Origin of the sequence: Saccharothrix saharensis, from assembly GCF_006716745.1 — a bacterium.
In the GTDB taxonomy this organism is placed as follows: Bacteria; Actinomycetota; Actinomycetes; order Mycobacteriales; family Pseudonocardiaceae; genus Actinosynnema; species Actinosynnema saharense.
In genome coordinates, this window is the sequence record NZ_VFPP01000001.1 from 4634521 (window position 1) to 4655539 (window position 21019).

Annotated in this window: 22 protein-coding genes; 17 read left to right on the forward strand and 5 right to left on the reverse strand. The window is 72.4% G+C overall.

Annotation, left to right across the window (positions count from 1 at the left end; all coding sequences use genetic code 11):
• Positions 1-68: 68 nt before the first annotated feature.
• Positions 69-1280, reverse strand: coding sequence for a DNA cytosine methyltransferase (locus FHX81_RS20335; RefSeq protein WP_141979667.1), 1212 nt, complete (start codon positions 1278-1280; stop codon positions 69-71).
• Between the two features lie 76 nt (positions 1281-1356).
• Between FHX81_RS20335 and FHX81_RS20340 the strand changes: the two genes are divergently transcribed.
• On the forward strand, positions 1357-2175 hold the full coding sequence (locus FHX81_RS20340) for a hypothetical protein (protein ID WP_211363525.1): 819 nt from the start codon (positions 1357-1359) through the stop codon (positions 2173-2175).
• Here the strand turns inward: FHX81_RS20340 and FHX81_RS20345 are convergent.
• Positions 2165-3598, reverse strand: coding sequence for an ATP-grasp domain-containing protein (locus FHX81_RS20345; RefSeq protein WP_141979668.1), 1434 nt, complete (start codon positions 3596-3598; stop codon positions 2165-2167). The genes FHX81_RS20340 and FHX81_RS20345 overlap by 11 nt on opposite strands.
• Before the next feature lie 150 nt (positions 3599-3748).
• On the reverse strand, positions 3749-3961 hold the full coding sequence (locus FHX81_RS20350; RefSeq protein WP_141979669.1) for a hypothetical protein: 213 nt from the start codon (positions 3959-3961) through the stop codon (positions 3749-3751).
• A 117-nt stretch (positions 3962-4078) separates the two neighbouring features.
• On the opposite strand from FHX81_RS20350, the gene FHX81_RS20355 reads away from it, so the two are divergent.
• Positions 4079-4915 (forward strand): NAD-dependent epimerase/dehydratase family protein, encoded by an 837-nt coding sequence (locus FHX81_RS20355; RefSeq protein ID WP_141979670.1) that lies wholly within the window; start codon positions 4079-4081, stop codon positions 4913-4915.
• Here FHX81_RS20355 and FHX81_RS20360 read toward each other — a convergent pair.
• Entirely contained in the window at positions 4906-5802 is an 897-nt protein-coding gene (locus FHX81_RS20360; protein WP_141979671.1) for a ribonuclease Z, read from the reverse strand. The two genes, FHX81_RS20355 and FHX81_RS20360, sit on opposite strands and share 10 nt — an antisense overlap.
• Before the next feature lie 17 nt (positions 5803-5819).
• Here FHX81_RS20360 and FHX81_RS20365 point away from each other — a divergent pair, with 17 nt between their 5' ends.
• Together FHX81_RS20365 and FHX81_RS20370 are read left to right on the forward strand one after the other, a co-directional pair.
• The gene (locus tag FHX81_RS20365; RefSeq protein ID WP_141979672.1) at positions 5820-6641 is read left to right on the forward strand and encodes a serine hydrolase domain-containing protein; all 822 of its coding nucleotides are present in this window, start codon (positions 5820-5822) and stop codon (positions 6639-6641) included.
• A gap of 113 nt (positions 6642-6754) precedes the next feature.
• Complete coding sequence (locus FHX81_RS20370; protein ID WP_141979673.1) at positions 6755-8734, forward strand: glycosyl hydrolase family 28-related protein; 1980 nt, start codon at positions 6755-6757, stop codon at positions 8732-8734.
• A gap of 254 nt (positions 8735-8988) precedes the next feature.
• Here the strand turns inward: FHX81_RS20370 and FHX81_RS40640 are convergent, their stop codons facing one another.
• Complete coding sequence (locus FHX81_RS40640; protein ID WP_170232105.1) at positions 8989-9147, reverse strand: hypothetical protein; 159 nt, start codon at positions 9145-9147, stop codon at positions 8989-8991.
• A gap of 550 nt (positions 9148-9697) precedes the next feature.
• On the opposite strand from FHX81_RS40640, the gene FHX81_RS20375 reads away from it, so the two are divergent.
• From FHX81_RS20375 to FHX81_RS20425, 13 genes are all read left to right on the forward strand, one after another.
• Positions 9698-10414 carry a Crp/Fnr family transcriptional regulator gene (locus tag FHX81_RS20375; protein WP_141979674.1) on the forward strand — a complete coding sequence of 239 codons (717 nt, stop codon included), beginning with the start codon at positions 9698-9700 and terminating at the stop codon, positions 10412-10414.
• Between the two features lie 93 nt (positions 10415-10507).
• Entirely contained in the window at positions 10508-11260 is a 753-nt protein-coding gene (locus tag FHX81_RS20380) for a hypothetical protein (protein ID WP_141979675.1), read from the forward strand.
• On the forward strand, positions 11257-13251 hold the full coding sequence (locus tag FHX81_RS20385) for a hypothetical protein (protein WP_141979676.1): 1995 nt from the start codon (positions 11257-11259) through the stop codon (positions 13249-13251). Before FHX81_RS20380 ends, FHX81_RS20385 begins: the two co-directional genes overlap by 4 nt.
• 16 nt (positions 13252-13267) lie before the next feature.
• Positions 13268-14674, forward strand: a complete 1407-nt coding sequence (locus tag FHX81_RS20390) for a hypothetical protein (protein WP_141979677.1) — start codon at positions 13268-13270, stop codon at positions 14672-14674.
• Positions 14671-16098 (forward strand): DUF4407 domain-containing protein, encoded by a 1428-nt coding sequence (locus tag FHX81_RS20395; RefSeq protein ID WP_141979678.1) that lies wholly within the window; start codon positions 14671-14673, stop codon positions 16096-16098. Before FHX81_RS20390 ends, FHX81_RS20395 begins: the two co-directional genes overlap by 4 nt.
• Before the next feature lie 323 nt (positions 16099-16421).
• Positions 16422-16907: a hypothetical protein gene (locus tag FHX81_RS20400; RefSeq protein ID WP_141979679.1), complete on the forward strand. Its 486-nt coding sequence runs from the start codon at positions 16422-16424 to the stop codon at positions 16905-16907.
• A gap of 372 nt (positions 16908-17279) precedes the next feature.
• Entirely contained in the window at positions 17280-17729 is a 450-nt protein-coding gene (locus tag FHX81_RS20405) for a hypothetical protein (RefSeq protein WP_141979680.1), read from the forward strand.
• Positions 17726-18349 carry an AAA family ATPase gene (locus FHX81_RS41335; RefSeq protein ID WP_211363526.1) on the forward strand — a complete coding sequence of 208 codons (624 nt, stop codon included), beginning with the start codon at positions 17726-17728 and terminating at the stop codon, positions 18347-18349. The genes FHX81_RS20405 and FHX81_RS41335 overlap by 4 nt, the downstream gene beginning before the upstream one ends.
• Positions 18346-18507: a hypothetical protein gene (locus tag FHX81_RS41340; protein ID WP_211363527.1), complete on the forward strand. Its 162-nt coding sequence runs from the start codon at positions 18346-18348 to the stop codon at positions 18505-18507. The genes FHX81_RS41335 and FHX81_RS41340 overlap by 4 nt, the downstream gene beginning before the upstream one ends.
• Positions 18504-18680: a hypothetical protein gene (locus tag FHX81_RS40645; RefSeq protein WP_170232106.1), complete on the forward strand. Its 177-nt coding sequence runs from the start codon at positions 18504-18506 to the stop codon at positions 18678-18680. Before FHX81_RS41340 ends, FHX81_RS40645 begins: the two co-directional genes overlap by 4 nt.
• Positions 18681-18707: 27 nt before the next feature.
• Complete coding sequence (locus tag FHX81_RS20415; RefSeq protein ID WP_141979681.1) at positions 18708-19040, forward strand: hypothetical protein; 333 nt, start codon at positions 18708-18710, stop codon at positions 19038-19040.
• On the forward strand, positions 18991-20115 hold the full coding sequence (locus FHX81_RS20420; protein WP_141979682.1) for a hypothetical protein: 1125 nt from the start codon (positions 18991-18993) through the stop codon (positions 20113-20115). The genes FHX81_RS20415 and FHX81_RS20420 overlap by 50 nt, the downstream gene beginning before the upstream one ends.
• Positions 20112-20966 (forward strand): hypothetical protein, encoded by an 855-nt coding sequence (locus FHX81_RS20425; RefSeq protein ID WP_141979683.1) that lies wholly within the window; start codon positions 20112-20114, stop codon positions 20964-20966. The genes FHX81_RS20420 and FHX81_RS20425 overlap by 4 nt, the downstream gene beginning before the upstream one ends.
• The last annotated feature ends 53 nt before the right edge of the window (positions 20967-21019 follow it).

Below are 21019 nucleotides of genomic sequence, written 5' to 3' on the forward strand. Positions count from 1 at the left end.
GTCCACAGTGGATTGCACGTAATCCGCGCCGACCCGGTTTCGACGCCACACCGTTGTCAAACGGTGATCTACGCCACCAGGGCGGACGGAGTGACCGGGCGGATGTCACCGACCCGCAGCGACGTGCCCGGCAGGCACAGGTCGCGGGCCGTCGGCGGCTCCCCGGTCAGCATCCACTTCACCAGGGCCGCGAGCTGGAACGAGATCAACGGCGGCACGGCGTCGCCCAGGTGCCGGTAGGCGTTGCCGATCACCGACACGTCGAACCGGAACCGGCGCGGGAAGCCCTGCAGCAGCGCCATCTCCCGCACCGTGCACAGCCGGTGCTGCTCGGGGTGCGCGTACCGCCCGTTGCCGACGTGGCCGCACTCCCGCTTGATCGTGCGCGCCGGCTCGTCCCACCACATGCGCCCGTACACGTCCGGGTGGGAGCCCCACTTGCCCTCTTCGATGATCTTGCGCTGGGCCGGGTTCAGCAGCAGCTCCGCGGCCGAGCCCACCAGGTCGCCCCACGACCCGCCGTCGGCCGGGATGGCGCGCATCCGGTCCAGCGAGCGGTCGCGGCGGAACGACGGCGAGACGTGCATCGCGTCCTCCGGGTGCGCCTCACCCGCCGCCACCGGCGGCAGCTTGCCGATCGCCCGCCGCACGGTCACCGCGCCGGGCCGGACCTCCCAGCCCTGCCACAGGTCCTCCAGCGTCCGCAGCGGCACGCCCGCGTCCACCGCCACCACCATCGCGCGCTCGCGCAGCTGCGGCAGCCCGAAGCGCGACAGCATGTGCGTGCTCGCGTCCACTTCGTACCCGATCTCCAGCAGCTGCTCGGCCAACCCGTCCAGGTGGTGCCGCTGCTTGCCCTTCACCAGCTCGCGCGCGTTCTCCAGCACCAGCACGCGCGGCCGGAACTCGGCCACGTACGCGGCGACCCGGCCGACCAACGAGTTGCGCGGGTCGTCGCGCAGGTGGTTGGCGGGCGCGATCCGGGTGAAGCCCGAGCACGGCGGGCACGCCACCAGCACGTCCAGCTCGCCGCGCCGCAGGTTCCACACCTGCCGCAGCACGGCCGGGTCCAGCCGGCCCAGGTCGACCTGCAGCGGGTCGACGCCGATGTTGTCCCGGTAGATCCCGTTGCAGCGCAACGACCCCAACCGGGACGACGGCTTGCCGATCTGCGCGTCGGCCGCGCCCACGATGGTGAAGTCGCGGTGCGCTTGGAAGCCGAGGCTCATGCCACCGGCGCCCGAGAACAGGTCGACGACTTTGAAGGTGGGTCCGCGCACCGCGTGATCGTACGGTGAACGCACAGGCGAGTGATCCCGCCGGTACCGATCGCCGCGATCGCGTACGTTGCCCGCCATGGAGCTCCCACCTGCGTGGCAACGGCCGGACCCGTTGCGTGGACTGGAGGACATGCCCTGGTCGGTGCTCGCCCACGGGGCAGGCGTGGACGACCTGATGCGCCGCGTCGTGCACGGCGAGCGCGTGACGCGGGAGGTCGCCTGCCAAGCCCTCGCCGACCGGTTGCTGGTCGACGACACGGTGTCCGAGGCGAGCGTCTGGGCCGTGCCGTTCCTGGTGGAGATGGGCGCGAGCTACCGGGTCCCCGCGGACAGCCGCGATCGGGTGATCTTCCTGCTGGCCGCGCTGGCGCTGGCGAGCTGGGGCTTCACCGACGACGGCAAGCGCACCCGGCGCCGGTGGAACGCGCTGGGCCGCGAGCTGCCGCGCCGGCCACCGGACTGGATCACGCAGACGCGGTACGAGGTGGCCAAGGGGGCGCCGAAGGTCTTCGAGGCGCTCGCGGGCGCGGAGGTGGCGTGCTCGATGGCGCTGGCCATCGCGGTGCCCGAGGTCGTGCCGCGGCACGTGGTGGCGGTGGCCGAGGACCTGTCCTCCGCCGACCGGTCGCCGCGGCTGCTCGCGCTGGCCGCGCGGGTCGCGCTGCACCTGGTGTGCGACAGCCCGGTCACCCCGGCGCTGCTGCGCGCCACGGCGCAGTGCAACCCGGACCTGATGCGCGCCTACCGGGACAAGGCCTACCCGCCCCACCAGCCGCCCGCTGTCACGTTGCAGCTGATGGGGTACCGGTACGCCTTCCTCGCCGCATATGAAGGACCCTCGTACGGGGACTGCGATCCCTCCAGCGGCGAGGAAGGCGTGACGATCACGCCGTGACGGCGGTCGGCTCCACGACCGCGACCGTGGCGGCCTCGACGTCGGTGACCGGCACCGCCGGCTCCAGCGGGCCGAGCGCGGTGCCCCACTCCTGGTCGGCCAGGGCGAACGCGGCCACGGTCAGCGCCACGACCGGGCGGGCGGGCGGTAGCTGGTCCGCGTAGAAGTCCAGCTCCAGCCGCGCGCCCAGCGGCGACGGGCGCAGCCGCAGCACGCCGTGCGGCGTCTCGTCGGGGTGCGCGAACCGGCACGACCACTCGGTGAACACGATCGAGCGTTCCACCACCTCGGTCGGGTGAACCGCGCGCACGTTCGCGCCGACCGAGCCGTGCCGGTAGTCGTCCGCGGCCGAGACCAGCAGCTCCTCGAACTGGATGGACGACACGCCGAGGTCGTGGCCCGCGACCAGGGCGACCTGCACCAGCGCCAGCGGGAGCTGCGGCAGGGCGTCCTCGAAGCACACCATCGCCCCGCCGTAGCGGGTGTTGATCTCGGTGGGCAGGAAGCCGTCGGCGGTGGCGATGCCGTCGAGGGTGAACGTGCCGCGGTAGTCCACGGTCTCGCGCAGCCGCTCGCCGACCCGGCGGGCCAGGTTGCGCATCTCCTCGCGGATCCACGCGGGCGGGTCGTAGTAGGACGCGCAGCCCGCGTACAGGAACCGGGCCTGGCCCGCGCGGCGCGGCACGACCATCTCGATCGGCCGCAGCACGGCGGTGCCGTCCGGGAACACGATCCCGTGCACGCTCACCGGGATGCCCTCCAGGAACGGCATCACCCGGACGAAGTCGCACTTGGCCGCGAGCACGTCGAACGCGTCCTGCGCCTCCTGCCGGTCGCGGACGCGGCGGACGAAGTTCGCGCCGCCGTTGATCGCCGGGCCGTCACCGGACCAGACGACACCCGCGCCGCGGTCCAGCTGCTGGGTCGCGGCCCACAGGCCGTCGAAGTCCAGGCCGAGCACGACGGCGGGCGCGCGGGGCGCGGACAGCTCGTCCCACAGGCCGTCGATCGTGGTCTTGTTCTCCAGCTCCACCCACTCGGGGCGGCGCGCGTTGAGCACCGGGCGGCCCGCGAACTCGGGCGTGTGCACGTACGGGGTGCTGATCACCAGCGCCTCGCCGCGCGGGTCGAACTCCTCCAGCACCGCGCGGACCCGGCGGTTGGGCGAGGTGAGCAGCTTGGTGAGCCGGTTCTGCTCGACCGCGACGAAACCGCCCGCGATGCCGAGCGGCACCCAGCGGGCCACGTCCGAGTCGTGCAGCGGCGCGTGGTCGTCCGTCGACAGCACGAGCGTATGGCGGGCACCGAGTTGGTGCAGCTCGCCGGCGCGACTACTCAGCCGAGTGCCGCCCGCGAGCACGACCAACCGGTCGCCGAACAGGGTGCCGAGGCGCGCTTGAAGCGCGGAAAGGACGTCATCCATCGCCGAGAACTCGCTTTATGAGAAGCAGACGAGACAGCCGGCGAGCGCCGGGTGTCACGCACTGTAGAGGCAGGCGATGGGATCGGCCCAGCACGGTCCGGCAACGACCGCATGAAACTTGCCGATGGGCTCAGCGGCGCGTGCGCGAGATCATCGAGCGGCGTCGCGAAGGACCTGGTCAACCCGGTTCAGGAAGGCACGCGGTCCCCGGGCCTTGGGGAACGGGAGCAGCAGGCCCAGCAGCGTGTCGTCCACCGACGGCGGCGCGGCGGCCACGATCTCGGCGGCGGTCTCCAGGAACCGCTGCCGCTTGGCCTCCTGCACGGCGTACTCGGCGAGAACGCCCTCGATGCTCGTGTGCATGGCTGGATGCGGGTAACTCACTTGGGTTGTATCGGCCCCACCGGTCCCGACCTTTAGGGTGAATTTGCACCGAGTTCAGGGACGTGATCGACCGGCCGGACGTGCTGGGATGTCGCCATGCGCGTTCTGGTCACCGGGTCAACCGGGTACGTCGGACGAGTGGTCTTGGCCGAGTTGGCCGCCGCGGGCCACGTGCCTGTCCCCTTTTCGGGTGATGTCCGGGCCGGCTCGATCGCCGGGCCGGTGGACGCGGTCGTGCACCTCGCCGGGCTCACCCGGGTGCGGGAGTCGTTCGACGACCCCGTGCGGTACTACGACGTGAACGTCGGCGGCACGGTGAACCTGCTGCGGTCGCCGCCGTCGCGGTTCGTGCTGGCGTCCACGGCGGGCGTGTACGGGTCGCCGGGGGTCGCCGCGATCGGCGAGGACTGCCCGCGCGCACCGGCCAACCCTTATGCGGCTTCGAAAGCCGCCGCCGAGGACGTGCTGGCGTGGGCCGCCGCGGCGGGCCGGGTGCGCGGGGTGGCGCTGCGGTTGTTCAACGTCGCGGGCGGCGGCGACTCCGATGACACGCGCGTGATCACCAGGGCGTGCGGGGCGGCGTCCGGCCGGCTGCCGTCGATGGAGGTGTTCGGCGACGGGTCGGCGGTGCGGGACTTCGTGCACGTGCGGGACGTGGCGCGGGCGTTCGTGACGGCGGTGGAGCGCGCGGAGGAGGGTTACGCGGCGGTCAACGTGGGCGCGACGCCCGCGAGCGTGGCCGACGTGCTGGCCGCCGCGGGCCGGGTGAGCGGCCGGGAGGTCCCGGTCGTGCGGCGGCCCGCGCACCCCGGCGAGGCGCGCGAGCTGCGGGCGGACACGACCCGGTTGCGCGCGTGGGGCTGGCGGCCGACCTGCTCGGACCTGGACGTCCTGGTCGGCGACCAGTGGGCGGCCGAGGCCGCTCAGACCTGAGCGTCGCGCCGCTTGGGCAGCGGCACGCGGTCGAGGTCGGCGGCCACCACGACCTCGCCGTCGAACACCTCGGCGGCCTCGTCGTGGAACAGCCGGGGGTCGGTGTAGCGCTGCGAGAAGTGGGTGAGGACGAGCTTGCGCACACCGCACCGGGCCGCGACCGTCGCCGCCTGGCGCGCGGTGAGGTGGCCGTACTCCACCGCCAGCGCCTCGTCCCCGTGCAGGAAGGTGGACTCGATGACCAGCATGTCCGCGCCGTCGGCGAGCTCGAAGACGCCGTCGCACAGCCGGGTGTCCATGACGAAGGCGAACCGCTGACCCCGGCGCGGCACGCTCACCTCGTCCAGCAGCGGCGGCCGGAGGTCGCGGATCGCGGCGCCGCGGATGCCGCGCGCGGCCAGCCGTTCGGGGATCATCGTGCGGCCGTCCGGTTCGACCAGGCGGTAGCCGTAGGCGGGCAGGCTGTGGTCGAGCCGGCGCGCCTCCACCCGGCCGAACGGCCCCTCGGCGAGCACACCCGGCCCGGTGACGGGGTGCGCGCGCACGTCCGCGACGTCGTGGAACGAGCTGGCGTGCCGCAGCCGGTCGAAGTACTCCGCGCCCTCGGCCGGGAAGTGCGCGTGCACGGCGTGCGGCACGCGGTCGAGGGACATGCGCTGCACGACACCCGGCACGCCGAGGCAGTGGTCGCCGTGGAAGTGCGTGATGAACAGCCGGGTGACGTCGGTGGCCGCCACGCCCGCGCGCACCATCTGCCGCTGCGTGCCGTCGCCGGGGTCGAACAGGAAGCCCTCCGCGTCCCAGCGCAGCAGGTAGCCGTTGTGGTTGCGGGTCCGGGTGGGCACCTGGCTCGAGGTGCCGAGCACGACCAGCTCTCGTGGTGACACGTGGCAGAGTCTGCGGCATGGAGAGCTTGCAGGCGGTGTCGTCGTGGCCGGTGGACACCGCGGCGACGGCCGTGGTGGACGCGCGGGGCGAGGTGCTGGGCACGCACGGGCCGGTCGACCACCGGTTCCCGTTGGCGTCGGTGACCAAGCTGCTGACGTCGTACGCGGTGCTGGTGGCGGTGGAGGAGGGCGCGGTCGAGTGGGACCAGCCGGCCGGGCCCGAGGGGTCGACGGTGCGGCACCTGATCGCGCACACGTCCGGGTTGGCGTTCGACTCGGCCGACGTCCAGGCCGCGCCGGGGTCCAAGCGGATCTACTCCAACACCGGCTTCCAGGTGCTCGCGGACTTCGTGGCGGCGGCGACGGAGATCCCGTTCGCGCGGTACCTGGCGGAGGCGGTGTTCGAGCCGCTGGGCATGGCGTCGTCGGAGCTGACCGGTTCGGCGGGCGCGGGCGGGGTGTCCACGGTGTCGGACCTGGTGCGGTTCGCGGCGGAGGTGCAGGCGCCGAAGCTGGTGTCGGCGGAGCTGGTGGCCGAGGCGACGACGGTCGCGTTCCCGGGGCTGCGCGGCGTGCTGCCGGGGTTCGGGCTGCAGAAGGAGAACGACTGGGGCCTCGGGTTCGAGGTCCGGGCGGCGAAGTCGCCGCACTGGACGGGGTCGGCCAGCTCACCGCGCACGGCCGGGCACTTCGGGCAGAGCGGCACGTTCCTGTGGGTCGACCCGGACGCCGGCGTGGCGTGCGTGACGCTGACCGACCGCGCGTTCGGCGAGTGGGCCGTGTCGGCGTGGCCCGCGTTCACCGACGGCGTGCTGGCGGAACTCGGCCACGCGCGGTGAGCCTACGCAAGTAGCCGACTGATTCGCGCAATTTCTCGACAACCTCTTGTGATGCAGCGCACAACCCGCCTAGGGTCACGTCGCCCTGCCATCGCGAGAGAAACGAGATCCCGATGCCGCGGATGTCTGCCAGGTTCGGCTTGGTCGTGGCCGTGGTGGCGGCCGGGCTCGCGACGCCCGCCGCCCAGGCCGCGCCCGCGCCCGTCGCCACCCGGGCCGCACTGGACCCCGCGCTCGTCGCGGGCCGGGGCGCGGACGTCGCGTTCGTCGAGCAGGAAGCCGAGAACGCGGCCACGACCGGCACGGTCATCGGACCCGACCGCACGGCCTACACGCTGCCGTCGGAGGCGTCGGGGCGGATGGCGGTCCGGCTCGCGCCCGGCGAGCACGTCGAGTTCACCCTGCCCGCGGCCGCCAACGCGATCACCGTCCGCTACAGCATCCCGGACGCGCCGACCGGCGGTGGCATCACCGCGCCCCTGGACGTGACGGTGAACGGCAAGCACCGCCGCACGATGACGCTGACCTCGCAGTACGCGTGGCTCTACAACCAGTACCCCTTCACCAACGACCCGAACGCCGACCTGCTGCACCCGGACTGGTGGATCACCGAGTGCGCGTGCGTGCCGTCCCGGACCACGCCCGCGCCCGTCATCCACAAGCCGTTCCGCCCCAGCCACTTCTACGACGAGCAGCGCCTGAAGCTCGGCCGGACCTTCCGCGCCGGCGACCGCGTCCGCCTCACCGCACCCTCGGGCACGAACGCCGAGTGGACCGTGATCGACTTGCTGGACACCGAGCTGGTGGCCCCGCCGCACGTCAACCCGTACGCGGCGAACGTGCTGCTGTTCGGCGCGGACCCGACCGGCCGGCGCGACTCGGCCGACGCCCTCGACCGCGCCATCGCGTTCGCCCGGCGCCACCGGCTCCCGGTGTACCTGCCGCCCGGCACGTTCCAGGTCAACCGGCACATCGTCGTGGACGACGTGACCATCGAAGGCGCGGGCAACTGGCACACCGCGGTCAAGGGCCGGGAGGTCGCCCTCCCGGCACCCGCGCCGGACGGCTCCGTCCACACCGGAGTCGGCTTCTACGGCAAGCCCGCGGCCGAGGGCGGCAGCCGCGACGTCCACCTGCGCGGGTTCGCCATCGAGGGGGACGTGCGCGAGCGGATCGACACCGACCAGGTCAACGGGATCGGCGGGGCTTTCCGCGACTCCACCATCAGCGGCCTGCACATCCGCCACACCAAGGTCGGCCTGTGGTTCGACGGTCCGATGTCGAACGTGTCGATCACCGACACCATCGTGGTCGACCAGGTCGCCGACGCGCTGAACTTCCACACCGGTGTCACGGACTCGGTGGTGCGCAACAACTTCATCCGCAACACCGGTGACGACGGCCTGGCCATGTGGTCGGAGCACCGGCAGAACGCCCGCAACCGGTTCGAGCGCAACACCGTGCAGTCGCCCGTGCTGGCCAACGGGATCGCGTTGTACGGCGGCACGGACAACGCGGTGGTCGGCAACCTGGTCGCCGACCCCGTGCGCGAGGGCAGCGGCATCCAGCTCGGGTCGCGGTTCGGCGCGCAACCGTTCACCGGGCAGGTCCTGATCACCGACAACACGACCGCGCGGGCCGGGACGTTCGAGCTCAACTGGCGGATCGGGCTCGGCGCGATCTGGTTCTACGCGCTGGAGCGGGACCTCGACGCGGACGTGCGGGTGGTCGGCAACCACTTCCTGGACAACACCTACAACGCGATCATGTTCGTGAGCGAGTGGTCGGTGAAGGACCTGCACTCGATCACCAACGTGCACTTCCGGGACGTGCGGGTGGACGGGACGGGCACGTCGGTGGTGAGCGCGCGGGCGGCCGGGTCGGCGTCGTTCGAGAACGTCGACGCCCGCAACGTCGGCGCGGTGCCGGTGAACAACTGCGGGTCGTTCCACTTCCCGGCCACCGGGTCGGAGTTCGCGCTGACCGACCGGGGCGGCAACGACGGCTGGCTCGCGCCGTGGCTGCTGCCGAACACGATCACGTGCGACGACCGGCCGGTGGTCGTGCCGCCGCCCGCGCCCTCGCGGTGGTGACCAGGGCGTGACGACGGCGTGGCCGCGCTCGCGGCCTCGTCCGGCGGATAGGTGCGGTCCAGCACGGGCGTGACCGCGCCGGCTTCGACCAGGTCGCGGAGCGGCACCAGGTCGTCCAGCCGGTCCTCGGGCACGAGCGGCCGGGCCCCGGTGCCCGGGAACGGCGCGGCCGGCAGCGCCCGGAACCACCGCTCGGGCCCCATCACCTCCGTCGTGGTCACACCGGCGCCGACCGCCTCCACCGTGCCGGCGAGCTACGAGCCGGGCACCTCGTTGCGCGGCTGCCGCACCCCGGCCACCGGCCGTGCCGCGCAGGGCAGGCCGCGCAGGATGTGCCGGTCCGAGCCGGGGACCGCGGCGGCGCGCAGCCGCAGCACTTCTTCGGGGACGCCGTACGCGTCCAGGGGTGACACGTGCGGTTCTTCCGCCGGTAGCCCGTCACCGGCACGGCCCAGGACGACCACGCCGTACCCGGGTACACCAGGATCCTCTTCTCCTCGTACGACATCGCACACCGACCGCCGGGCGATCGCTTGCCTCGACGATTCCGCGACCGCACCGACGCACTGAGCGCACGCAGGGAAAACCGGGCACCGCGACCCCATTCCGAACATCGTTCATCGACAGGGTGTCGAATCGGCACCGACCACTCGGAATTCGCAGTCGACGGGAATACAAATAGTTTTCACGGACTCCCACCAGGAGAGCTACCTGCATAAATGCGGACTTCACGCCAGTAGTTCAAGATCACTAACAAGTGGATCTTCACCGTTAAGAACCAAAGCGCCACCCCCACGTGCGCACCTCCGGCGACCATGTAACCTTCCGCTTCACCCACGACAGAAACATCACCCCGATAAGCACCGAATCGGACGTATCGGTGGGCAACTGAAGGCATGAACCGTCACGCACAGAGTCGATCAAGGTGCGGTTCTCGCTGGGGAACCGCGACGGGAGATCGCATTGTCCCAAGCATCAGACCACCACGCCTGGCTGCCCGGAACGTACCTCTTCCGCCTCAGCGGTGACGTGCGGAACGGCCTGCTTTCTCTCGGCGGCCAGCGCGTCGTGCGGACCAACGAGCACTTGACCCGGCAGGGCGACCGCGAGACGGGCGTGTTCCTCCTCCGGTCGGCGGCCTCCGGAGGCGCGGTGTGCGCGAAGGTCACCCGGCTGGCACCCAACGGCTCCGAAGCGCTGCTCGGCGTCCGCGTCACCGGTGACGTGATCGGCGAGGGTGCCGCGCTGCGACAGGACCGGACCCGCTCGGCCACCGTGACGGCCTGCACCGACCTCCTCGTGCAAGTCGTCGAACGACGGCAGTTCCTGGCCTACCTCGACCGCAACCCCGAGGCGTGGCAAGCGTTGTGCGGGCTGATCACCGATCGCCTCGAGTGGGCCAACCGCAGACGCGCCGAGTTCGCCTCGTATGACGTCAAGGTGCGGTTGGTGCGCGTGCTGCTGGACTTGGCCGAGGCACACGGCGTACCGGGTCCACTCGGGATCGACCTCGGCGTCGACGTCTCGCAGGAGGAGCTGGGTCGGCTGATCGGCGCCAAGCCGGATGCGGTCGGCATCGCGCTGAAAGCGCTCAAGGCCAAGGGATTGGTGACGGCGCGCTACCGGGGTGTCCGCATCCGGGACCTCGAGGCGTTGCGCCGCACCGCGGATGACGACTGATCCCGACTTCGCTGGATCCCGGATTTTTCCGAAGTGTGCGGCACGACCGCCACGCAGACTCTTCGCACACCACCACACGCGGAGGAAGCCACCGTGGACGACGACTTCACCCGGCGCGTCCTGCTCAGCTTGGACGTGGAGAACTACAGCGCGCGCACCGACGTCGAGCAGGAACGTGTGCAGCACGCCCTGGCGGACGTCATGCGGGACACCGCCGAGCGGGCGGGCTTCGACCGGTCCCGGTGGTCGGTCCAGGGCACCGGTGACGGTGAGCTCTCCGTGCTGCCCGCGGACACCCCCGAGAAACGCGTCATCGACGACCTGCCCCGGGCGTTGGCCGAGTCGCTCGCCGCGCACAACGGCGGTGCGCCGCACGAGCTGAAGCTGCGGCTGCGCGTGGCGGTGCACCAAGGACTCGTGCGCGAGACGCCGTACGGCCACGCCGGTGCGGGCGTGACGATGGTGAGCCGCATCCTGGACAGCGACCCCGGTCGGCTCGCGTTGCGCGAGTGCCCCGCGGCCGACCTGGTGCTCCTGCTGTCGCCGCTGCTCTACGCGGACCTGGTGGTGCAGGGCCACACCAGGCTGTCACCGCGGGACTTCCGCGAGGTGCCGGTGGTCGCCAAGACGTTCGACAGCACGGCCTGGCTGCACGTGCCGGGCGCCGACGTGCGGTCACTGGCCCTGGACACGGTCCGGCGGCCCGCCGCCGGACCCGAACCCGGACCCGGACCCGCGTCCACGCCGGGAGCACCGCTCGCGCCGAATGGGCACAACACGACGGTGCACGGTGGCGTGCACGGCCACAACGTCGTCATCGGCGTGCAGAACCGGGTCGGGCGATGACCGGGCAGCAGACGCAGGAGCACGCTCCGACTCCGACCGACGAATCCGTGGAGAACCCGGCACCGCGGTACGACCGGGCAACGCTGAACGAGGTCCAGGTCAACCTCTACAGCCCTCGGTTCGAGCGCGCGGTGCTCGGTGCGCAGACGGTGGCCGGGTGGTCCGGGCGGCCGCTCACCCGGGCCACGGGTCGCGTCGACGACGGCGACATCTCCGCGCTCAGCCGGTTCGTCAGCCCGGAGGGCTTCGGCACGGCGGTCGAACGGCTCGCCGTCGACCACCTCCTGGTCCTGTGCGGCGCGCCGGGCACGGGCAAGCGGTCGTCGGCGCTGTCGCTGCTGCGCCAGGTCACCGACCAGCCGCTCTACCTGATGTCGCCGCACGTGTCACCGACCGAGTTGGCCGAGTACGAGTACGAGTCGGGGTGCGGCTACCTCGTGGTCGACCGCGTCACCGAGTACGGCGGTGACCCCGACTTCGAGTGGCGCGTCGTGCGCGACCGCGTCCGGGACCGGAAGTGCTACCTCGTCATCACCGAGCCGCCGACCCCCGCCGTCGACCGTGCCTGCCACGTCGTCTGGCACCCGCCGGCGGCCGAGCGCGTGCTGCGGGCGTACTGGGACGGCACGCTGCCTGCCGACGAGGAACCGGTGCTGCACGAGGCGCTGGAATCGATCGACAGCGTCCGCGACGTGGTCGGGCTCGCCGAGCGACTCGGCCGGGGACTGCCTCTCGACCAGGCGCTCGAGCACCTCGACGCGCGCATCCGGCTCGAGGTGGAGGAGTGGTTCGAGGAGGCCGACCGGCGCCGGGTGCTGGAGGTCACCGCGCTCGCGTTCGGCGCCGGTGTGGACGAGAGGACGTTCGAGGCCGCGCTGGGGTTGTTGCAGCAGGTCCTGGAACGCGACGTGCCACCGGCCGCGGACGAGGCGCAGGAGCACGACCGCCTCCCGCAGCTGCGCCGGGGTCTGCTGACCAACGAGCTGGTGGCCACCTCGACGTTGCACACCGACCTGGGCACGCGCGGCGCGTTGCGGTTCGCCCGGCCCGAGCACCACCGACACGTGCTGGCGCAGCTGTGGCAGCGCATGGACGTCGTGTTCTGGGATGCGGTCGTCGAGTGGCTGGACGAGGTCGTCACCAAGCCGGAGTACGAGGTGCCGATCGCGGTGGGCCTGGCCGAACTCGCCGCCATCGCCCTGGACGAGGTGGTGCGCGTGCTCGACCGGTGGGCACGTGGCGCCCGGCGTGCGGCGGGTCGACGGGTGGCGGTCTACGTCCTGCACCTGATGGCCTACGACGAGGTGCTGGCGCCCGCGGCGCTGAAGATCGCGACGGGCTGGGTCGAGCAGGGCAAGCCGCAGCAGCGGTGGGTCGCGGCGATGGCGTTCATCGGCGGGCTCGGCGCCCGCTACCCGCACGACGCGCGTCGCCGCCTCTGGCGCGTGTGCACCCAGTCGCACGCGGTGGACGGTGACGTCGAGCACGTCTTCGGTGAGCTGTTCGCCACGCTGGTTCGCGACACCGACAACGCCCACCTGGTCCTGCACTACTTGTGGGGCAAGGTGGAGCACTTCACCGCGCCGGGTGTGCGACCGGCGAGCCGTGCGGTCGCCATGCGCACCGCGCTCGCGTTGCTGGAGGCGCGGAAGCCGGACGCCAAGCGGTCCGCCGTGCTCCTGCACCTCGAAGAACACCCGGAGCACCGCGACGTGGTCGCTCGTCTGCTCGCGCGCGTGCTGGTCTTCCGACCGCTGCGCCTGCGGGCGATCAAGGCGCTGCGTGCCCTGCTGGAAGACATGGCCGAGAACGACCCCCGCGCCAGGACGAGCGCACGCGACCTGGGCGTGTCACTGCACTCCGCCCTGCCCGCCGGGGAGCACGCGGCCCTGGACGCGGACTTCCGCGTCGTGGTCGCGCGCCGGCCCGACACCGACATCAAGTCCCTCGTGGACGCCGTTCTCGACGCGCTCAAGGGACGCGTCTCCTGACTTGGAGCGACGACGCATGGAGAAGCAGCCGTACCCGGTGATCACCGAACGCGTGCTCGAACCGCTGCCGCCGAAGCGGCTGTTCAGCCGCAGCCGCGGTCGCCTGCGGGAGGAGGTGCCGCTCGTGCTCGCCGGGCACCAGCTCGTGTACCGCACTCGCAACCAGCTCGTCCTGGACACGACCGACCTGCCGCTCGACTCGCCGACCGTGGTGGACGCCTCCCACGTCTCGGTCGTGGACGTCACCGCGGACACCGAGGTGGTCGCCGAGCTGGTCATCCCGTCGCGTGACGCGGCGAACTTCACGCTCCGCGTGGCGTTCCTGTGCACCGTCGTGGATCCGGTCGCGGTCGTCGGCGCCGGCGGGAGTGACGCGGTCGCACTGCTGACCGGCTACCTCAAGGGGCACCAGCGGATCTTCCAGCTCGGCTTGGACTACGACCTCGCGGACATCAACGACCTGCGCCGCAAGCTCGACGCGCAGGTCCGGGCGTACCACACGATCGAGCCGCCGGAGTTCGCCGGCCTCGCCGTCACGCTCGCCAGCGTCGAGGTCATGACGCCCGAGCAGGTCGCCGAGCTGAGGGCGAGGCTGCGGGAGGCCGAGGGGACGCACGTGGTGAAGACCACGCAACTCGGCCACGACCACCGGCTGCACGACCTGGAGCAGATCCACCGGCAGTCCGCCGAGGTGCAGGACACCGAGCACGCGAGCTCGCTCGACGCGCTGAGGCGTGCGCACGCGCGCCGGGAGCTGGACCGCACCACGCGGGCGGTGGGCTCGGACCCGGTCGCCGCGCTCTACCTCGCCCACGCCGCGGGCGAGATCAGCACGCGGGAGGTCGCCGACGAGCTGCGCCGGCTGCGCGAGCGCGAGGTCGAGCAGGACCGCGAGGACCTGCGGGAGGCGATCGCGAACGAGCGGGCGCGGGACCAGCTGCGGTGGGAGGCGGAGCGGGCCGACGTGCGGCACCGGCAGGAGAGCGAGCTGCGGCTCGAGACGTGGGCGCACGAGGACCACCGGTTCGAGATCGAGGCGACCGCCAGGCGGCGGGACGCCGAGCGGCAGTTCGGCCTGGAGCAGTCCCGCGTGAGGCGGGAGGCCGAGCGCGCCGACGAGTTGCGCCGGGCCGAGTGGGAGCGCGAGGACCGGCACCTGGCGCGGGCGGAGGCGTTGCAGAAGCTGAACGCGCAACTGGACGCGGTCAAGGCGCTGGCCGCGAGCGGCCACCTCGACACCGCCAACCTCGGGCCCGGCGTGCACCAGCTCGTCACCAACCTGCTCGGCAGCCGCACGAGGGCGGTCGACGCGACTGCTTCCCCCGATGAGGAGCGGGCGATCCCCGCGCCGCCGGCACAACCGGACGCGCCGGCGGACGACGACATCGTGGACGACGACCGCAGCACGAAGGTGGAGGCATGACGGCACTCGACGACCGTCCGTCCGTCGACGAGCAGCCGCCGCTGCGGGGCCGGGCGGGCCCGCCACCGGTCGGGACTCCGCCGGTCGAGCGCCCCGTCCGGGCGTCGCTGCCGAACGACGTCGCGATCGGCGCCCTGCGCCCGGTGATGCCGCAGCGGGGCGTACCCCGGTTGCTGCGGCGCATCATCGGCGTCAACGAGGACGTGCTCGACTGGGTGCCGGAGGAACGCCCCCGTTACACCCGCCTCGGCCTGATCGTGCTGAACACGGGCTTGCTGGCGGCGGTGTCGATGCACATGGCGCTCGTGAGCGTGCTGGGCTCCCACTGGTGGCTGGTGTTCGCCGACCTCGTGTGGGCGATGATCATCGTGACCGCCGACAGCTGGCTGATCGCCAGCACCCACGGCGCGGCGCGGACGTCGCTGTTCGGCACCTACCTGCCCCGACTGCTGCTCTCCGTGCTGCTGGGCGCGGTGATCGCCGAACCGCTGGTGCTGGCGGTGTTCCACCAGTCGATCGACAACGAGATCAGCGAGACGCGCAAGGCGGACATCGACGCCTACGGGAGTGCGGTGAAGCGGTGCAACCCGCCGACCGGTGAGATCTCGACCGACCCGTCCTGCGCGGGCTTCCTCGTGGTGATCAGCGAACGGCCGCAGAGCGCGGTGGAGGAGTTGGGGCGGGCCACCGCGCACCGCGACCAGCTGGCCACCCGGATCGGCGAGGTCAACGCTCAGCTGAACGAGCTGGAGCGCCTGGCCCGCGACGAGTGCGCGGGTCGTGGCGGTCCCGGCCTGACCGCCGTGCCGGGTGAGGGACCGGAGTGCACCCGCAACCGCGAGAAGGCCGACCAGTTCCGCCGCGACAGCCAGGTCGACCAGCTGAACGCGGACCTCGTGACCGCCGATCGGCAGGTGTCGGAGCTGACGACGAAGGTCTCGAACGCCTCGAGCCAGGCGGAGCGCGAAGTCAACGCCGCCATCAACGCCAAGATCGACGAGAAGCGCGGGAACTTGACCGAGCGCGGTCTGCTCGACGAGTTCGAGGCGCTGGGCAGCCTGTCCTCCAAGCACTTCTCGGTGTTGATGGCGCACGTGTTCCTGGCACTGCTCCTCATCGTGCTCGACTGCCTGCCGGTGCTGAGCAAGATGATGAGCGCGAGCACCGAGTACGACTCCCGGGTGCGCCGGCAGCTCGACGTCTCAGGCCGGCTCCACGACCTGCAGATGAGGGCCAGTGAGAAGCGCGACTCGGTCGACTTCGAGCTCCAGGAGCTCCGCTTCCGGCAGAAGCTGAGGACGGGCATCGAGGAGATCGGCGGCGAGGACCGGACCGCCAAGGCGCGCCGTCGCATGGAGGTGGACGCCCAGATCGACCGCCTCGCGGCGACGCTGGAGCAGGCCCGCACGCCGCAACCCCGGTAGCGCACGGGTCGGTCCGGTCTTCGAGCACCGGACCGACCCTCCCGCCGACAACTGCCGCACGGCCCGCACCGAGCCGCCGGAATCCCGTGTCGTGATTCGCCACGGATTCGCGAGCAACGGCCGTGCCGCCGGATGAAGCACCGCCACGTAGCGGCGACTCCGACGCACCACCGAATTCCGGGGATGACGCGGGTTCCGCCCCACTACCGAAGGAGTGGTACATGGTTCGAGTTCGGCCTCACGTCCGCGGTGGCGTCAACGTCAAGGGCCATCACCGATCCGCTCCCACCCGTACCGGCGGTCGTTCCGACAATCCGGCTGCGGTGTTCTTCACGGTCCTCGTCGGCCTCGCGGCCCTGGGCGGCGGGCTCGGCTCCACCGCGGGCTTCGGTGCCTCGTCGCCGGCGGACTTCACGCACACCCACCTGAACCGCGTCGAGGGCGGCTCGTGCGCCGAGTCGTCCTACGGCCAGGTCCGCGACTACCTCGCCGCCCACCCCTGCACCAGCCTCACCCGTGTCCTCTACGACGCCTCCGACGGCACGGGCACCGCGCGTGTCGCCGTGGCCTGGGTCACCATGCCCGACGCCGGCCAAGCCGCAGAGCTGAAAGCCCTCGTCGACCGCCACGGGACCGGCAACATCACCGAGCTCACCAAGGACGGGATCCGCTTCACCGGACTGCGCTACGCCTCCGGGATCGACGGCACCACCATCGTCCTCGCCCAAGCCGAACGGGCCCCCGGCAGCACCCTGGCCGACCCCGTCCTCAAAGCCGCGGCAACCGAGGCCACCACACTCGCCCGCTGACCCGGTGACGATCCACCGGGTCATGCGCCGCGGCTACGGTCACCAATGCGGTCAGAGCCCAGCGTTGACGTTCGAGGCGTTCACCGCCGAGGTGCTGGCGTGGGTGGCGTGGTGGAACGGCGACCACACAATGGACGAGCTGGGCGGCGCGACCCCGGCCCGCTCGTGGCTGGCCGATTCGGCGCCGGTGGAGGACGTCGATCCCGCCCTGTTGTGGATGTCCACCCTGGAGGACGACCGCAAGACCCGGAAGATCACCGGCAAGGGCGTGGCCCGTGGGCGGGGCCGTCACTACGTGGCGGAGTGGGTGTTCGGCCGGCTGGGCACGGCGGTGCGGTTGCGGTACATGCCCACCACGAGCACGAGGTCGAGGTGTTCGACGCCGCCACCAGCGCGCATCTGGGGTCGGCGACGCCGGCCGACCAGGCCACGCGGGAGCAGGTCGCGGCGTTGCTGCGGACCTGGGCGCGTAAGGCGCAGCGGCTGCGGACGAATCTGGCGGCGGCCGAGCGGTCGCGCCGTGCCCGCTATGCCGCGGTGACCACTGCGGCGCCCGCGAAGCGGCTGGGGGCGGTCACCGCGGCCGAGGCCGAGTCGGAGTTGGGCGGGCACGGCCTGGAGGAGCTGACGCGGTTGTCGCGGCCGGATCTGCTGCCGCACGCGCCGCCGCCGGCGGGCTGGGTGCTGCCGGTCGACCTGGACCGGCTCGCCGCCGAGCCCGCCGGGCACACCTTCGGGCACGGCCCCGGCGACGCCGCCGACGGTGTCGGGGACAGCGGTGTCGGGGACAGCGCGGGCAGTCGCGGGAAGGAGTCGGTGTGACCGGAGCACGCAACCCCGACCTGGAGATCGCCGAGGACCGCGCCGACCACTACCTGGGTCTGCCCGGCGCGCACATCGTGGCCACCGACGCGTTGCTGACGGTGCGCGACAACCTGGCCGACGTGCTGGCGGCAGAGGCGATGATGTACGTGCACGGCGACGCAGGGCTGGGCAAGACGTTGTCGGTGAACGCCTCGTTGCGCGAGCTGGCGGACGGGACGGTGTGCCGGGTGCAGTTCCGGGCCCGGCCCACGCCGCGCGACATCCGTCACGAGCTGTTCCGGGCGCTGGGGATCGGTGGGGAGCCGCCGAGCGAGCAGATCGAGTTCGACGCGGTGCTCAAGGACGTGTTGGGGCAGCGGTTCCGGGTGCTGGTGTGCGACGAAGCGCGGTGGCTGTCGCGGGAGTGCCTCGAGTACTGGCGGCACCTGTGGCACGACCGGGCCACCGACATCGCGATCGTGTTCGTCGGCGGCGACTGCTACCAGGTGCTGCGCCGCGAGCCGATGCTGTCCAGCCGGGTGTACGTGTGGCAGGAGTTCCGGCGGATGCCGCGCGAGCAGGTGCTGCGGGTGATCCCGGCCTACCACTCGATCTGGCGGGCGCCGATGCGGAGGTGATCGGCTTCGCCGACGCCCACGCCGGGCACGACAACTTCCGGGCCTGGGCGAAGATCACCGCGCACGCCGCCCGCGCGCTGGCGCGGCTGGACAGGCCTGCGGTGGACCGCGAGGTGCTGGGCTGGGTGCTCTCCAAGCTGTCCGGACGTGCGGGATGAGCGCCGACCGCGAGCCCGCCGTCGACACGTATCCCGGCCCCGGGCAGCCGGGACACGTCGTCACCGAGGGGCGCGTACCCGGTCACCTGGCGGTCCTGGCACGCGGCGGGCGCGACGGCAGGAGCGCGGCGTTGGCGGCGTCGCGGGCGCTGCTGGACGATTGGGAGGACTAGGACGGCCCGCGACCGGGTCCGGCGCCGGTGAGCGTGCTGCTCGACGGTGCCGACGACGTCGTGGTCACCCGTGCGCTGCTGGCGGCGCACCGGCCGGCTGCCGGTCGGATCACCGTGCACCCGACCCCGTCGGCGACCGGCGCGAACTCGCTGGCCTACGACGTGCTGGCGGCGCTGGGACGGCCGGTGACCCGGCTGGGCGAGGAGAAGATCAGCGGCATCGTCCCGGCCTGGCAGGCCATCGCGGCGTGGGTGGCCGCCGACGAGGTCGAGCAGGTCACGGTGCTGCGAGCGCAGCGTCGAGTACCGGGTGGTCACCGACCTCGCACAGGTTGTCGACCCCGCCACGCTGCCGCCTGACGACGAGGACCCCGACGACGAGGAATCCGGCGAGGACGGCGTGGACCCGGATCCAGCCGACGGCGGAGACCCGGTGGAGACGGACGGTCCGCGGTGGACGCTGCCACCGCTGCCCGAGGGCGACGTGCTCGCTTTCCGCGCCGAGTGCTACCGACGGCTCACCTCCTGCCAGTTCCACGCCGTCGACGCGGTCTACCGGGCCGGTTTGGAGGCGGCCTGCCGGTGGCTGTCGTCCCACCCCGAGATGCACCGCCACACGACCGCGCTCGGGTCGGCCCACTACCTGCGCAGGCTGCTTCCTCGCACGCTGGCCGAGGCCGACGCCGGGGCGGCGTTGCTGGAGCAGCACTACCCCGACACGATGCTGCGCTCGCTGGCCGCCAGGCTGCTGTGCGCGGGCCGGGGGCGTGACGGCGGCTCCTTCCCGCACCGCTTCGCCGACGAGACCGGCGTGCAGACCTTCCTCGGCGGACTGGCCGTGGAGGCGCTCAGCCGCCGCCACGCGATCGCCCTGCTGCGCGGCGCCCAGGCCGGGGCGCTGCTGCACGGGCTGCTGCTGGCCCTGCCCGAGGACCTGGCGCACGCCGACGGACCCGGGCTGACTGCGGTCCCGTTCGACTACGACACCGCCGACCGCATCCGCGTCCGCATCGCCGGGCCCGTGCACACCGCCGCGCTGGCCGCGGCGCTGTTCACCGGCTGCCGCCCCACCGACCTGGCCGACGTGCGCATCGGCGAACTCGCGCCGGACGCGGCGACCTTCACCATTCCCGGCGTCAAGGCCCGCCGCGACCTGGCCGACGTCGCGGTGTTCGTCGTCCCGACGCCGGCCCGGCCGCTGCTCGATGCCGCCCGCCGGTTCCTGGTGCTGCGCGGCACGCCCTCGACCAAGCGGCTGTTCTCGACCGGCATCGGCCACGACGGGCAGGTGGTACGTGCCAGCGCCGAGGCGGCCGGACTGCCGCTGCCGGTCACCGACCAACAGATGATCTCCGCGTGGCCAGCCCGCTCCAGCGCCTGGCGGGTCGGCAGCCACCTGCACCACTCCGGCGAGCACGGCGAGGCGGCTCCGTGACCGGCCGTCCCGACCCGGCCCGGGCCGCGCCGACGGACACCGACGGGCTCGGCTCCGGCGGGGTCGTCACCCGCGCGGCGCTGGACATGCCGCGCATCCGGGCCCGCCTGGCCGAACTCGGCCTGGGGACGGACGGGCTGGAAGCCCGGCTCGGGGTCACCCTGCGCCACCTGTCCGGCGACCCCTATCACCGCACGGTCTCGCTGACCATGCTCGTGCGCCTGTCCCGGCTGCTCGACCTTCGCCTGGACGACCTCGTCGTCACCATCGACCCGCACACGCGCCCACCGACGCCGCAAGCCCTGGACACCGCCGGTCACGACCCGGCCAGCCACGACGAGCCGGACCTGCCGGGCGACGACCACCTGCTGCTCGGGCTGGTGTCCAGCTACAACGGCCTGTCCGTCGGCCGCGTGCTGTACCTGCTGGGCTGGAGCCACGAGCGCCTGGACGCCGCCCTGGCCGTGCTCGGCGAGCACCTGGCGCCCACCGCGCTGCGCGTGGTGGCCACCGACAACAGGCTGCTGCTCATGCTGCGTCCCAGCATCGTGCCTGCCTACCTGCTGGACCGCTTCGAGCACCACGACACCCGCGCCCACACGCTGGACCCCACCACCGCGGTGGAGGTGGTGCGGCTGGTGCGGGAGAAGATCCTGCAACCCTTCCCCGACCACGAGGAGGAACGCGGGGAAGGCCGCACCAAGTCCTTCGACGCCGTCGACCTCGTCGGCCGCCGCGTCGCCGTCGCCGCGGCCAACCCCACCGGCGACCCGGACGTCGAGATCCACCCCGGCGTCCTGTTCGCCCTCGGACTCACCGACGTACCCGCGCCAGACGGGCCCAGCTTGTGACCACCGGCCCCGGAGACCGCATCGGCGGCTGCGCAGTGTCGGTGCGGCTGCGG